The following is a 13,088-nucleotide window of genomic DNA, read 5'->3' on the forward strand; positions in this document are numbered from 1 at the left end:
GGCTCGGGATACGGAACGTACGCTGCGCGGCGACGGCCGTCCAGCGAACGGCTGTGCCTGGAAGGCCGGGCACCGGCCTGACGGGTCAGCCGTGCAGGTAGTCGACCAGGTGGGCCTTCTCGGCTTCGAGCTCCTCTATGGCGCTCTTGACCACGTCGCCGATGCTGACGATGCCCGCCAGGCGGCCCTGGTTGACGACGGGCAGGTGACGGATGCGGTGGTCGGTCATGGTCTTGCGCAGGTCTTCGACGTCGGCGTCCGGCTCGCAGGTGCGGACCGGGGTGGTCATGATCGACGACACCGGCTCGCCGAGGACGCCGGCGCCGCGCTGGTGGAGCCGGCGCACCACATCGCGCTCGGAGACGATGCCGACGATCGTCTCACCGTCCTCCGAGACCACGACCGCGCCGATGTTCCGATCGGCGAGAGTCGCCAGCAGCTCTGTGACCGTGGCCTGCGGGCGCACGGTCGCCACCGTGCTTCCTTTGCTCCGCAGGATCGCGCTGATGAGCATCGACACCACCTCGTCACGGTAAGGGAAGGCCAGAGAGAGTAACTCTGGCTTCCCCACTTGACGTCATCGTTAAGCGCGCATCCGGTTAAAGGCGTTCCGCGAACCTCGGACGGCGTGAGTACCATGCCACACACCACTTCTCTACACGGGGCCGCAAGATGAGCGATCAGCTGAACACCGGAAGCCACGACCTGCCGATCTCCGACGCCTTGGCCGCCTTCATGACCGGCGGCTGGGGCGACACGAGCAGGCACGACCTGGCGCCGCTCCCGCTGGCGTCCTACACCGCCAAGCGCCGGGCCGCGCTCGCCCAGCGCTTCCCCGGCGAGCGGCTGGTCATCCCCTCCGGGACGCTGAAGGTCCGCAGCAACGACTCCGACCACCGCTTCCGCGCGCACAGCGCGTTCGCCTATCTGACCGGCGCGCAGGAGCCGGACGACGTGCTGGTCATCGCGCCGTCCGGGGACGCCACGCTGTTCACCCGGCCCCGGTCGCCGCGCTCCGCCGAGGGGGCGGCGGGGCAGGAGTTCTACCGCGACCGCCGGTACGGCGAGTTCTGGGTCGGCGCCCGGCCGACCCTCGCCGAGGCCGAGGCGCTGTACCAGGTCGAGTGCGCGCCGATCCACCGCCTGCCCGACGCCCTGGCCGGGCCCGCCAGGGTGCTGCGCGGCGTCGACGCGTCCGTGGACGCCCGGGTGGCGCCGAACGACGGGGACGCCGAACTGACCTCGTTCCTGTCCGAGACGCGGCTGATCAAGGACGACTGGGAGGTCGCCCAGCTCCAGCACGCCGTGGACGCCACGGGGCGCGGCTTCGAGGACGTGGTGCGCGCGCTGCCGCAGGCCCTGGCCCACCCCCGCGGTGAGCGGTACGTCGAAGGGGTCTTCGGGCTGCGGGCCCGGCTGGAGGGCAACGCGGTCGGATACGACAGCATCGTGGCCTCCGGCGCGCACGCCTGCGTGCTGCACTGGATCCGCAACGACGGCGCCCTGAACCGTGACGAGCTGCTGCTGCTGGACGCCGGCGTGGAGACCGACGACCTGTACACCGCCGACGTCACCCGCACCCTGCCGCTGTCCGGCCGGTTCAGCCCGATCCAGCGGCAGGTCTACGAGCTGGTGTACGAGGCGCAGACCGCGGCCATCGCCGTTCTCCGGCCGGGCGCCCGCTTCCGCGACTTCCACGCCGCCGCGATGCGGGTGATCGCCGAAGGGCTGCGCGAGTGGGGGGTGCTCGACTCCGCCGAGGGAGACCTGCACCGCCGGTACACCCTGTGCAGCAGCGGGCACATGCTGGGCCTGGACGTCCACGACTGCGCCAAGGCCCGCTCGTCCGTCTACCTGGACGGCGTGCTGGAGGCCGGTCAGGTGCTCACCGTGGAGCCCGGCCTGTACCTCCAGCCGGACGACCTGACCCTGCCGCCGGAGCTGCGCGGCATCGGCGTGCGCATCGAGGACGACCTGCTGATCACCGAGGACGGCGCCCGCCTCATGTCCTCGGCGCTGCCCCGCCACCCCGACGAGATCGAGGCCTGGATGGGCCGCCTCCTCCCGTGACCCCGACCGGCCGCGACCGCGATCCGGCGGGTGCCGTTAGGGTGGGCGGGTGCGCGATTCGATCGTGATGGCCGGTCGCACGGACACCGTGCTGGCCGCGGTGAGCGGCACGCTGACCGACATCGAGCGCGAGCGGGCGCTCCGCTTCGTCCGCGATCGCGACCGCGACGACTTCGTGGCCGCCCACCTGCTCGTCCGGCAGTGCGCCGCCGCCTGCCTGGGCCGGCCCGCCGACGAGCTGACGCTCATCCAGTACTGCGACGAGCACGGCCCCGGCCACGGCCGCCCGTCCATCGCCGAGGCGCCCGAGCTCGGCGTCAGCCTCTCCCACACGGCCGGGTACGTGGTCGCCGCGGCGGGGGCGGGCCGGGTGGGGGTCGACGCCGAGCACGTGCCGCGGGGCGAGGTCGACCACGGCCTGGTCGAGTTCGCCCTGACGCCCGCCGAGCAGGCCCTGTTCGGCCACGACAAGCGGCTGGTGATCCGCCAGTGGGTGCGCAAGGAGGCGTTGGTCAAGCGGGGTGAGCTGAGGCTCGACGCCTTTCCGGTGACCGACCTGTCGGACATGGACGGCCACAGTGCGCGGCTGGACGCGTCCGGGCGGGAGGGGCGCCGGCTACTGGAGTGGACCTCCGGCGACGTCCTCGCCGCCGCCGTCACCGACCACCCGGCCGAGCTGCGCCGGATCGACGCCTGAGCGCGCCGGCGGCCGCACCGCGCGGCGGCGGGCGTCCGCACCCGGCGTCGGATCGAGGAAGACGTGCCCGACTCCCGGGAAGCGCTCCTTGAGCCGCCGCTCGATCTCGTCGAGGAACGAGACGTTCTCCAGCGGGAAGGCGACCACCAGCACGATGCAGGAGACCTCCCTTGTCCGGGCGCGGATACCTCGTTATGGCCGGAAACTTGGACAAATCCGGAGTGATCCCAGCATTCGACCGAGGTCAACCGCTTCAAGAGCGCGCTGATAGAGATAGATTCACATGCATGAGCACGGCGGACTCCGACGACGACCTCGACACCAATTGGCTGAGCAGCGGCGAGCAACGAGCGTGGCGAGCGCACCTCGCGGCGCACAAGCTTCTCGAGCACAGGCTCGACCGCGAGCTTCAGGGGTTCGGACTGTCGCTGAACGACTACGAGATCCTGGTGAACCTTTCAGAGAGTCCAGGCCATCGCATGCGCATGAGCGACCTGGCCGAGGCGACGATCCAGTCTCGCAGCCGCCTGTCCCACCAGATCGCCCGCATGGAGGCAGCGTCCCTCGTCAGCAGAGAGAGCTGCCCGGACGACCGGCGGGGGACCTTCGCGGTGCTCACCTCCCAGGGCTGGGAGACGATGCAGCGCGTGGCGCCCATGCACGTCGCCAACGTCCGCTACCACTTCATCGACCGCCTGACGCCCGAGCTCGTCGAGGCGCTGGAGGTCGCCTACACGCCGGTGGTCAAGCACCTGCTCCGGCTGCGCGCCGAAGAACGCGCCTGACGCCGTCCGACCTCAAACCGATACCTCGGAAACGCGCGGATGACCGCGCGGCGGTGGCTAGCATCCGGCTGTGTCGAAAAGGTCGATCGCTTACCGATCCCACCGTGCCGTCCCCTTCGGCGTCGCCGCCGCGCGGCCGGCCCCGGCCGTCCCGCGAGGGCCGCACGCCGGCGTGTCCGCCGGTCACGCCGTCGCTCCTGCCGCGATGACGCGGCCGGCGGGTACGCCCCCGCGGAGCGCGTCCAGAGCGGGTTCGCCGCTCAGGCGGGCGCGGCCGCTGTTCGCCTTGCTCCTGGTCGCGGTGTGGCTCGTCGTCGCCTGCACGTCCTCGCCGGGCGGCGGCGCCGCCCTGCCCGCGGGCCGCGAGCTGCTCGACAAGGCCGCGGCGGCGATGCGGGACGTGAAGAGCGTCGCCTTCACGATCACGACCGAGGGCAAGCCGCCGGTCCCGGTCAAGAACGCCGACGGCTCACTGACGCGCGAGGGCGACGCCAAGGGCACCCTGCAGATCGACGTCCTGGGCAACCTGCAGGAGCTGAACTTCGTCGTGACGGGCGACACCGTCTACTTCAAGGGCCCGACCGGCGGCTACCAGACGATGACCCGCAAGGAACTGGCCGGCATCTACGACCCGTCGGCGATCCTGAACCCCGACACCGGGGTGGCGCGGCTGCTGGCCGACGCCACCGACCCGAAGACCGAGGCCGCCGAGAAGGTCGGCGGGGCGGACGCCTACCGCGTGGCCGTGGCCCTGTCGCAGCAGGTGATCATCACCCTGGTGCCCGGCGTGAACCAGGGGGTCAACGGGCTGGTGTGGGTGGCCAAGGACACCGGCCGCCTGCTGAAGGCGAGCCTGCCGATCGGCACGGGGGCCAACACCGGCACGGTGCTGGTCACCTTCGACGACTACGACGTCCCGGTGACGATCGCCACCCCGGCCCCGTGAGCCCATGACCCGTCCCGAACCCACCCAGGCCCCCCTGCCCGCGCAGGACACCACCGCCCCCGCCCCTCGGGCCGCAGCCGGGGTCCGGCGGGTGGCGCTGGGGGTCGGGGGGACGGCCGTCCTGCTGGCCTCGCTGGACGCCTACGTCGTGGTGACCGTCCTGATCGACATCGCCCGCGACGTCGGCGTGCCCGTCAACCGGCTCGAACGGGCCACGCCGATCGTCACCGGCTTCCTGCTCGGCTACATCGCCGCCATGCCGCTGCTCGGCCAGCTGTCCGACCGGTACGGGCGCCGTCCGCTCATCCACGCCTGCCTGGCCGGTTTCGCGGCGGGCTCCGCGCTCACCGCGCTCGCCACCTCCGTCCCCCTGCTCACGGCCGGCCGCACGATCCAGGGCATCGCCGGCGGCGCGCTCCTCCCGATCACGATGGCCCTCGTCGGGGACCTGTGGGACGAGCACGCCCGCCCGCTCGCCCTCGGCGCCGTGGGGGCCGCGCAGGAGCTGGGAAGCGTCCTCGGCCCGCTGTACGGCGCGGGAGTGGCCGCGCTGGCCGGGTGGCGCGGCATCTTCTGGGTCAACATCCCGCTCGCCCTGATCGCGGCGCTGGCCGTCCACCGGACGGTGCCGCCCCCCGCGCCGCGCACCGGCCCTCGGGCGCGCGTCGACGTGGTGGGCGGGTCGCTGCTGGCCCTGGCCCTTGGCCTGCTCGTGGCCGGGCTGTACAACCCCGAACCGGACAAGACCGTCCTGCCCGCCTGGGGCCCGGCCACGATCGCGGCCGGGGCGGTGGCCGTCGCCGGGTTCGTCGCCTGGGAGCTGCGCTCGCCGGTGCGCATGCTCGACATGGCCGGCGTGCGGCGGCGCCCGTTCTGGGCCTCGCTCACGGTGAGCTTCCTCACCGGGGCCGCGCTGCTGGTCACCCTGGTGGACGTGCAGCTGGCCGCCCAGACGCTGCTCGGCGAGGACACCGTCGGCGGCGCGCTGGTGCTGTCGCGGTTCCTGGGCGCGCTCGCGCTCGCCGCGCTCGCCGGGGGCGTGCTGGCCCGGCGGTACGGCGACCGGCCGGTCGCCGTGGCCGGGCTCGTGGTCGCCGCCGCAGGCTACTTCCTGATCTCGCGGTGGCCGATCGCGCTGACCGGCGCCGAGTACCCGTTCGGCCCGCCGCGCGTCGACGTCGACCTGGCCGTGGCGGGCCTGGGGCTCGGGGCGGTGATCGCGCCGGTCTCCTCGGCCGTGCTGCGCGCCACCCCGGCCGGCCGGCACGGCGTCGCCTCGGCGGCGGTCGTGGTGACGCGCATGATGGGCATGCTGCTCGGCGTCGCCGCGCTGTCGGCGTGGGGGTTCCACCGCTTCCAGTCGCTGACCGCCGATCTGGACACGCCGCTGCCCTTCGGGGTGGAGCGCGCGGAGTACGCCCGGCGGCTGGCCGAGTACACCGCCAAGGTCGGCCAGGCGCTGCACACCGAGTACACCGAGATCTTCCTGCTGACCGCGGTGCTGTGCGCCGTCGCGGCCCTGGTGGCCCTCGCCCTGCCCGGCCGGGCCGTCCTCACCCCGCGGCAGCCGTCCCCAGCACCGGACGAACAGCCCGGCGGCGGCCGGTGACCGGCCCAGGGGTCATGATCCCCCCGGCGGCGGCGTGCGCCGCTGCCGGGGAGGCGGTCACTTCTTCTTGGCGGCGCCGCGCTTGTCACGGATGCGCATGTTGACCTCCACCGGGGAGCCGGCGAAGCCGAACTCCTCGCGGATGCGCCGCTCGATGAAGCGGCGGTAGGTCTCCTCCAGGAAGCCCGAGGTGAACAGCACGAACTTCGGCGGCTCGGTCGCCGCCTGGGTGGCGAACAGGATCTTGGGCTGCTTGCCGCTGCGCACCGGCGGCGGGGTCGCCGCCACCAGCTCCGACAGGAAGGTGTTGAGCCTGGCCGTCGGCACGCGGGTGCTCCAGGACTCAAGGGCCCGCTCGATCGCCGGGACGAGCCGCTCGACGTGCCGGCCGGTCATGGCGGAGATGTTGACCCGCAGCGCCCACGGGACGCGGACGAGCTGGCGGTCGATCTCGCGCTCAAGGTAGTAGCGGCGGTCCTCGTCGACCAGGTCCCACTTGTTGAACGCGACCACCATGCAGCGGCCGGACTCGATCACCATGCTGATGATGCGCAGGTCCTGCTCGGTGAGCACCTCGGAGGCGTCGATGAGCACCACGGCGATCTCGGACCGCTCAAGCGCGGCCTTGGTGCGCATGCCGGCGTAGAAGTCGGCGCCCTGCAGCTCGCGCTCACGGCGCCGGATGCCGGCGGTGTCGACGAAACGCCAGGTCTTGCCGCCCAGCTCGATCAGCTCGTCGACCGGGTCGCGGGTGGTGCCGGCCATCGGGTCGACGAGCACCCGCTCTTCCCCGGCGAGCTTGTTCAGCAGCGAGGACTTGCCGACGTTCGGCTTGCCGACCAGCGCCACCCTGCGGGGGCCGCGCTCGGCGCCGAACCGCTGCGGCGGTGCCTCTGGCATGACCTGCAGCAGGATGTCCAGCAGGTCGCCGCTGGATCGGCCGTGCAGGGCCGACACCGGTTGCGGCTCGCCGAGGCCGAGCGACCACAGCGCGGTGGCCTCGAGCTCCATGCGCTGGTCGTCGACCTTGTTGGCGGCCAGCACGATCGGCTTGCCCGAGCGGCGCAGCACCGAGGCGACGGCCTCGTCGGCGTCGGTCACCCCGACCGTGGCGTCCACCACGAACAAGATGACATCGGCGAGCTCGACCGCGATCTGCGCCTGCTCGGCGATGCGCAGGGCCATGCCGGTGGCGTCGGGATCCCACCCGCCGGTGTCGACCAGTGTGAAACGGCGGCCCCGCCAGGTGCCCTCGTAGGTCACCCGGTCGCGGGTGACGCCGGGCACGTCCTCGACGACCGCCTCGCGGCGGCCGATGATGCGGTTGACCAGCGTGGACTTGCCGACGTTCGGCCGGCCCACGACGGCGACCACCGGCAGCGGGCCGGTGTCCGGCTCGGCCTCGGCGGGTGTGCCGTCTGCCTCGAATTCCGCGAGCTCCGCGAGATCGGCCTCGATCCAGCCGCCCTCGTCGTCGTACTCCCCCGTCACGTCACGTCCGTTTCCATCATGGCCCATCGTTCTCGCGGCGGCCCGGCGGGCGCGGCGCGTCAAGCGCCCCGCTCAGCGGCGTCAGCGGGTCAGGTGCGCTCTTTCACAAGTCTGAGGACTTCGGAGATGACCTCTTCGAGGTTGAGCTCCGTGGTGTCCACCTCGACCGCGTCGGCCGCCATCACGAGCGGATCCGCCTTGCGGGTCGAGTCAAGGGTGTCACGCCGGGCCATCTCGGCCCGCTGCGCCTCCACCGTGGTGCCGGTCAGCTCGGCGCTGCGGCGCCGGGCGCGGGCCTCGGGGCTCGCGGTCAGGTAGATCTTGACCGGCGCGGCGGGCGCCACGACGGTGCCGATGTCGCGGCCTTCGACCACGATGTCGCCGTCGCCGATGACGGCCCGCTGCTCGGCGACCAGCCGGGCGCGGACGACGGGGACGGCGCTGACCGCGGACACCGCCGAGGTGACCTCGGGGGTGCGGATCTCGGCGGAGACGTCACGGCCGTCCACCGTGACGCCGGGGGCGTCGGGATCGGTGGCGATGACGAGCCGCGGCTCGTCGGCGCGCCCGGCGACCGCGGCCGGGTCGGCCACGTCGACGCCGTGCTCCAGCATCCACCAGGTGATCGCGCGGTACATCGCCCCGGTGTCGAGATAACGCGCCCCGAGCGCCCGCGCGACCCCGCGCGACGCACTCGACTTGCCCGACCCCGAAGGACCGTCCATCGCGACGACCAGACCGCTCACGCCCACGCCTTCCACATTTCACCCCACCCAACTCGACGAGACTACCGGGTCCCGCGGTCTCCGCGGACCTGATGGAGGCATATCGCGCCCGCCCGCGCGCGGCCGTCCGCCGCATCGACGGGGCCGGCGACGGCCCTCCTGGGACCGGCCGGACACTCGTCCCGGCCGGGAAGGCGCGCTCGTCCCGGCCGCGAAGGCGATGTCACGATTCGCGAAGGCCGGTCAGGCGACTCGTTGCCACATATACCGCATAAGCCATAAGACACATGATGCACCGCCAGAGCGCCACACCTGCGGCAAAGGATGTCATTTGTCGGTTTCGCCGCTGAATCCATTCCGGCCGGGAACCGCACGCGTGCTAGCCTGCCGATATGACGGAGACCGGGCGAATCTTGCGTCCACCTATGCCGGAGCGGCCGAGAATCGCCATTATAGGTCTTGGCGTAAACGGCCTTTCGGCCGGCCTGGCTCTGGCCGAAGCGGGCGCGGAGGTGATCGGTTTCGACCGTTCCTCGATCGGTCATTCAGATGGCAGCTCCGCCGGGCATGCGAAGATAATCCGCTTCGGATACGAAGATCCGTTCTACACGCGACTCATGCGGGAGACGGCGGAACGCTGGGAGCGTCTCGGCCGGCGACTCGGCATTCAGCTCATCGAGCGAGTCGGCGGTTTCTACTGCGGCGCCCTCTCGGCCGGCAACATCCAGCGCGTCGAGAAGTCTTTGACGGACGCGGACATCGCCTATTCCACGTGCGAGGCGAGCGAGTCCCGGGCGCGATTCGGCGTGCGGCTCGGCGAAGGAGAGGCCGCGATCCACGAACCCCGGGCCGGCCTGCTGCGTCCAGAGATCACCCTGCAGGCGCTCGCGACGGAGGCACGCCGGCACGGGGCCATTTTGCGCGAGAACTCACCGGTCCTCGATCTGACGGAGCGGTCCTCCGGCGGCCTCCGGCTGCGAACCCCGGAAGGCACCGTGGACGTCGACCGCGCCATCATCGCCACAGGACCCTGGATCAAACGGCTCGCCCCCGAGCCGGGTCACGCGCTCACGGTCAGCCGCCAGTACCAGATGATATTCACCTCACCCACGGGCGGCGATCCCGGCCGCACGCTCACATGGATCGACGTCGACCATCCGTTCTACGGTTTCACCAACGTGATCCCGGGCACCCACGTGGCGGCGTCGCACAGTCAGGTCGAACTCACCGACCCGGACGCCCCCGTCGACCCGGATATGCGACGCAGGGCCATAGCGGAAGCCACGTCGGGCATCCGGGCACGCCTTACCTTCGGCGCAAATATGGATCTTCTGGGTACGCGGGTCTGTCATTACACGAACTCCGATAACAAAGACTTCATCATCGACAGATCGACCGCCTCGCCCGATGTCATCATTCTGAGTGCGTGCTCGGGGCATGGCTTCAAATTCGGCATCATCTCTGGATACTATGCGGCCATGCTCGCCACCGATCACGCCGGCGAGGTTCCCCGTCGCTTCAGGTCGATCGCTCCGAAGGGAGCTCATGCCGAGAGTGCCAGAGTCGACGAGAAGGAGAGAGCGTAAGGCGCTCGGCCTTCTCTGGTTGATCACCGGCCTCGGCATCAGCATAACCGTGGTCGGCATAGTGTCGGCCGCGACGTCCACCGGAATCGGTCAGCCGCATCCTCTCTTCGACAATGTGTTCAGCGGAGTGCTCAGTTCGGTCGGAGCGGGCATCATCGGCGCCACCATAAGCCTGATGATGGTTCGCGCGACCGGTGAAGATCTCCTCGCCAACGTCCGCGAGATCATCGCCGACTCGCTCGACAGCAAATTCACCTCAGCGAGTCGATGCTGGAATATCCCCGGCAGCGCTGGTATCACTACCATTTAACCGGCCTGGGCGAGAACAACGTCTGGCGACATGACATCGTCCAGTTCGACCGGAGCGTCAGCGTAGGTTCGCTGGTGTCGGTCATCTCCGTCAAAGATCTGGCTGGACTCACTCATCGGTACAAACTCGAAGCCGCCGTGCGCGGCTCCCGGCTCATCATCATCCAGACACGCGTGGACGGGGTCGAACCACCGGTGATCCATGTCTACCCCGAGTTGATGCACGGCTTTCGTACCGTGCACTGCGGCGTCATCTTCCTGCAGAACTGGCGGGGGGAGCACGTCATCTCGAAGACCATGCTCAGCAGGGTTCCCCTGGTACCCAAGCAGGGTGAGGGCACCATTCCCGAGGAGCACTTCTCCACTCTGGACGAACTGTGGCGCTCATCGATGACGAGCTCCCAGACCCTGTTCCCTTCATAGGCGGGCGACCCGGCGTCGCCGGGAGCGGCGGCGAGCTCGTCACCACCTGTGCGCCGACCGCGTCACCTGGGAGGAGTGCGGCTTGAAGATCGACACCACACGTCTGCGCACCCCCGAGGTCGGCCGCACGTGCTCGTACACCCAGCTCCTCACCGGCCGCAGGCCCGCACGGCGCAGAGTCCTGACGATGTAGTCCTCGGACAGCCAGAAGAAGTGCGCGCTCCCCTGCACTCTCACGAAGTCGGTGCCATCAGGACAGACGTCGTTCGAGATGACCAGGCTGCCGTTCACCGCGAGCCAGCGCGAGATCCGCACGCAGGTGTCCTCCAGCGCACTCCCGAACGGGTCATGAAGGTGCCCGAACACCCCGTCCGCGTAGACGACGCCGTAGCGCTTGCCGCCAGGCGGAGACCAGCATGTGACATCGCCGAGAATCCCGCGCACCCCTCTTCTGGCGGCGAGTTCCACAGCGCGCCTCTGGACGTCCAATCCGTCGACCGGGTACCCGCGACGGACGAGCATCCCCTCGACGAACGCGTTGCCGCAGCCGACGCTGAGCACGGAACGCTCGCGCACGCCCTTGGCGGCCAGGACCAGGATGCCGGTCATCCAGGCGCGATATCGCCCATCGGAGACCGATGGAGTGACCCAGTCTCGATAAGGCCGCTCGTCCTCCCAGACATCGTAGATCGTCGCCTTGCCATCGCGAGGTTGTGAGTAAAATCCGGATGTGACACGCTGATCGGCCACACGACACCTCTCGACGTACGCCTCCCCCTGATCTCCCCGATTCGCTCAAGAAGCCGAAGAAGAGGACGGGCGGTACGGCGCTACAAGAGCAAGGGCACTTCCCATGGTGACGTCATGCGGCACTACGCTGAAGTCACCATTGCCTATCTTGGGGAGGAGCGCGGTGGCCAGGCTCGACCAGGTCGTCGTGATCGGCACCGGACTCATCGGCACCTCGATCGCGCTGGCATTGCGGCACGAGGGCGTCGAGGTGTACCTCCACGACCGCGATGACGCCTCACTGCGTCTCGCCGTCGCCCTGGGAGCGGGCATTCCCCTGGCGAGCAGTGAGCACACAGGGCCCGCCGACGTCGCCGTCATCGCGGTTCCCCCGGCCGTGGCGCCCGCGACCCTCAAGTCCGCGCAGGACGAGGGCATCGCCCGGGTCTACACCGACACCGCCAGCGTCAAGACGCACCTGGTCAGGGGGGCCGTCGCGCTCGGCTGCGACATGACGACCTTCGTGCCGGGTCACCCGATGGGCGGCCGTGAGCGCACCGGGCCGGCGGCGGCCCAGGCCGATCTGTTCCTGGGACGTCCATGGGCGTTGTGCCCGACGTCCGACACCACGCCGCACAGCCTGGCGGTGGTCGACGACCTCGCCCGCCGCTGCGGCGGCCGTCCGATCGTCATGGATTCGCACGAGCACGACCAGGCGGTGGCTCTGGTCTCCCATCTCCCGCACGCCATCTCGGCGGCCATGTCGGCGCGCCTTCTCGGCGCGGGGGCCGGCTCGCTCAACCTCTCGGGCCAAGGCGTCCGCGACGTCAGCCGCCTGGCGGGCGGCAGCCCGGCGATGTGGACCGAGATCCTCGTGCAGAACGCCGAGCCGCTCGCGAGCGTGTTCGACGCCGTCATCGACGACCTCCACACCCTTTCCCAGGCGCTTCGCAAGGTCAGCGCCGGGGACGGGCCGTCCGCTGACATCGTCCGCGATCTGCTCGAACGCGGGCGCGCGGGCCGCGAGCTCATCCCCGGCAAGCACGGCGGCCCCGCCACCGACTACGTCGTCCTGCCCGTGGTGGTCCCCGACGAGCCCGGCGCGCTCGCCCGGCTGTTCTCCGCCGCCCAAGAGAGCAACGTCAACATCGAGGACGTCTCACTCGACCACTCGCCAGGGCTTCCCGTGGCCATCGCGCACCTGTCGGTCCACCCCGACTCCCTGGCGTCGCTCTCGGAGGGGCTCGCCAAGCGCGGCTGGGTGGTTCACACGCCCCCGTCCGGCCACTGAGGCTCAGACCGCCGGTCTGAGCCTCAGGCGCCCGCTGGGCGAGGGCGGCCTACTGGGCGATGTCGACCCTCAGCGCGACCGCGCCGCGCAGGTAGACATGCTGGATCTCCTGGCGGGGGCGGTCGGTGGCCACGTGGGCCATCAGCCGGACGACCCGGGGCAGCGCCCCGGGCACGTCGATCTCGCTGGCGCAGATCAGCGGCACGTCGTGGAAGCCGAGCTTGCGGGCGGCGAGCGCGGGAAACTCGGCGGTGAGGTCGGGCGTCGTCGTGAAGATCACGCTGATCACCTCGTCGGTGGTCAGCCGATTGCGCTCCATGACCTCGCTGACCAGCTCGGTCACCCCCGCGAGGATCGCCTCCCGATCGTTGGAATCGATCTGGGTGGCGCCCCGGATGGCCCGCACCATGAGTTTCCCTTCTCGCAC

General features: G+C 70.7%; 15 protein-coding genes. 9 read left to right on the forward strand and 6 right to left on the reverse strand.

The genetic code is table 11. The features are described 5' to 3' along the window. Positions 1 to 85 precede the first annotated feature (85 nt). Positions 86 to 514, reverse strand: a complete 429-nt coding sequence (locus ACZ6QO_RS06525) for a CBS domain-containing protein (protein WP_465848655.1) — start codon at positions 512 to 514, stop codon at positions 86 to 88. A 158-nt stretch (positions 515 to 672) separates the two neighbouring features. Between ACZ6QO_RS06525 and ACZ6QO_RS06530 the strand changes: the two genes are divergently transcribed. Together ACZ6QO_RS06530 and ACZ6QO_RS06535 are read left to right on the forward strand one after the other, a co-directional pair. Further along, on the forward strand, positions 673 to 2,070 hold the full coding sequence (locus tag ACZ6QO_RS06530; RefSeq protein WP_465848298.1) for an aminopeptidase P family protein: 1,398 nt from the start codon (positions 673 to 675) through the stop codon (positions 2,068 to 2,070). A 49-nt stretch (positions 2,071 to 2,119) separates the two neighbouring features. Next, positions 2,120 to 2,767 (forward strand): 4'-phosphopantetheinyl transferase family protein, encoded by a 648-nt coding sequence (locus ACZ6QO_RS06535; protein ID WP_465848300.1) that lies wholly within the window; start codon positions 2,120 to 2,122, stop codon positions 2,765 to 2,767. Here ACZ6QO_RS06535 and ACZ6QO_RS06540 read toward each other — a convergent pair. Beyond that, on the reverse strand, positions 2,687 to 2,920 hold the full coding sequence (locus tag ACZ6QO_RS06540) for a hypothetical protein (RefSeq protein ID WP_465848302.1): 234 nt from the start codon (positions 2,918 to 2,920) through the stop codon (positions 2,687 to 2,689). The two genes, ACZ6QO_RS06535 and ACZ6QO_RS06540, sit on opposite strands and share 81 nt — an antisense overlap. A 134-nt stretch (positions 2,921 to 3,054) precedes the next feature. Here ACZ6QO_RS06540 and ACZ6QO_RS06545 point away from each other — a divergent pair, with 134 nt between their 5' ends. The 3 genes from ACZ6QO_RS06545 (at position 3,055) to ACZ6QO_RS06555 (ending at position 6,107) form a co-directional block, all read left to right on the forward strand. Then, positions 3,055 to 3,552 carry a MarR family winged helix-turn-helix transcriptional regulator gene (locus tag ACZ6QO_RS06545; RefSeq protein ID WP_465848303.1) on the forward strand — a complete coding sequence of 166 codons (498 nt, stop codon included), beginning with the start codon at positions 3,055 to 3,057 and terminating at the stop codon, positions 3,550 to 3,552. A gap of 70 nt (positions 3,553 to 3,622) precedes the next feature. Then, on the forward strand, positions 3,623 to 4,498 hold the full coding sequence (locus tag ACZ6QO_RS06550; RefSeq protein WP_465848305.1) for an LppX_LprAFG lipoprotein: 876 nt from the start codon (positions 3,623 to 3,625) through the stop codon (positions 4,496 to 4,498). 4 nt (positions 4,499 to 4,502) lie between these two features. After that, a complete protein-coding gene (locus tag ACZ6QO_RS06555; protein ID WP_465848307.1) occupies positions 4,503 to 6,107 on the forward strand; it encodes an MFS transporter in 1,605 nt (534 codons plus the stop codon). Positions 6,108 to 6,164: 57 nt separating this feature from the next. Here ACZ6QO_RS06555 and der read toward each other — a convergent pair whose 3' ends face one another. Then, on the reverse strand, positions 6,165 to 7,625 hold the full coding sequence (gene der / locus ACZ6QO_RS06560) for a ribosome biogenesis GTPase Der (protein WP_465848309.1): 1,461 nt from the start codon (positions 7,623 to 7,625) through the stop codon (positions 6,165 to 6,167). Positions 7,626 to 7,687: 62 nt separating this feature from the next. Beyond that, positions 7,688 to 8,323, reverse strand: coding sequence for a (d)CMP kinase (gene cmk, locus ACZ6QO_RS06565; protein WP_465848656.1), 636 nt, complete (start codon positions 8,321 to 8,323; stop codon positions 7,688 to 7,690). 392 nt (positions 8,324 to 8,715) lie between these two features. Between cmk and ACZ6QO_RS06570 the strand changes: the two genes are divergently transcribed. Genes ACZ6QO_RS06570 through ACZ6QO_RS06580 form a run of 3 tightly spaced genes read left to right on the forward strand, consistent with a single transcriptional unit; the run spans position 8,716 to position 10,641 of the window. Then, positions 8,716 to 9,909, forward strand: coding sequence for an FAD-dependent oxidoreductase (locus ACZ6QO_RS06570; protein WP_465848310.1), 1,194 nt, complete (start codon positions 8,716 to 8,718; stop codon positions 9,907 to 9,909). Positions 9,910 to 9,928: 19 nt separating this feature from the next. Next, on the forward strand, positions 9,929 to 10,219 hold the full coding sequence (locus ACZ6QO_RS06575) for a hypothetical protein (protein WP_465848312.1): 291 nt from the start codon (positions 9,929 to 9,931) through the stop codon (positions 10,217 to 10,219). Then, positions 10,177 to 10,641 carry a hypothetical protein gene (locus ACZ6QO_RS06580; RefSeq protein WP_465848314.1) on the forward strand — a complete coding sequence of 155 codons (465 nt, stop codon included), beginning with the start codon at positions 10,177 to 10,179 and terminating at the stop codon, positions 10,639 to 10,641. The genes ACZ6QO_RS06575 and ACZ6QO_RS06580 overlap by 43 nt, the downstream gene beginning before the upstream one ends. A 39-nt stretch (positions 10,642 to 10,680) precedes the next feature. Here the strand turns inward: ACZ6QO_RS06580 and ACZ6QO_RS06585 are convergent, their stop codons facing one another. Beyond that, positions 10,681 to 11,391 carry a class I SAM-dependent DNA methyltransferase gene (locus tag ACZ6QO_RS06585; RefSeq protein WP_465848316.1) on the reverse strand — a complete coding sequence of 237 codons (711 nt, stop codon included), beginning with the start codon at positions 11,389 to 11,391 and terminating at the stop codon, positions 10,681 to 10,683. Between the two features lie 163 nt (positions 11,392 to 11,554). Between ACZ6QO_RS06585 and ACZ6QO_RS06590 the strand changes: the two genes are divergently transcribed. Continuing rightward, positions 11,555 to 12,661, forward strand: coding sequence for a prephenate dehydrogenase (locus ACZ6QO_RS06590; protein ID WP_465848317.1), 1,107 nt, complete (start codon positions 11,555 to 11,557; stop codon positions 12,659 to 12,661). Positions 12,662 to 12,710: 49 nt separating this feature from the next. Here the strand turns inward: ACZ6QO_RS06590 and aroH are convergent, their stop codons facing one another. Next, positions 12,711 to 13,070, reverse strand: coding sequence for a chorismate mutase (gene aroH, locus ACZ6QO_RS06595; RefSeq protein WP_465848319.1), 360 nt, complete (start codon positions 13,068 to 13,070; stop codon positions 12,711 to 12,713). Positions 13,071 to 13,088: the final 18 nt, after the last annotated feature.

The organism is Sphaerisporangium sp. NPDC049457, assembly GCF_055586705.1.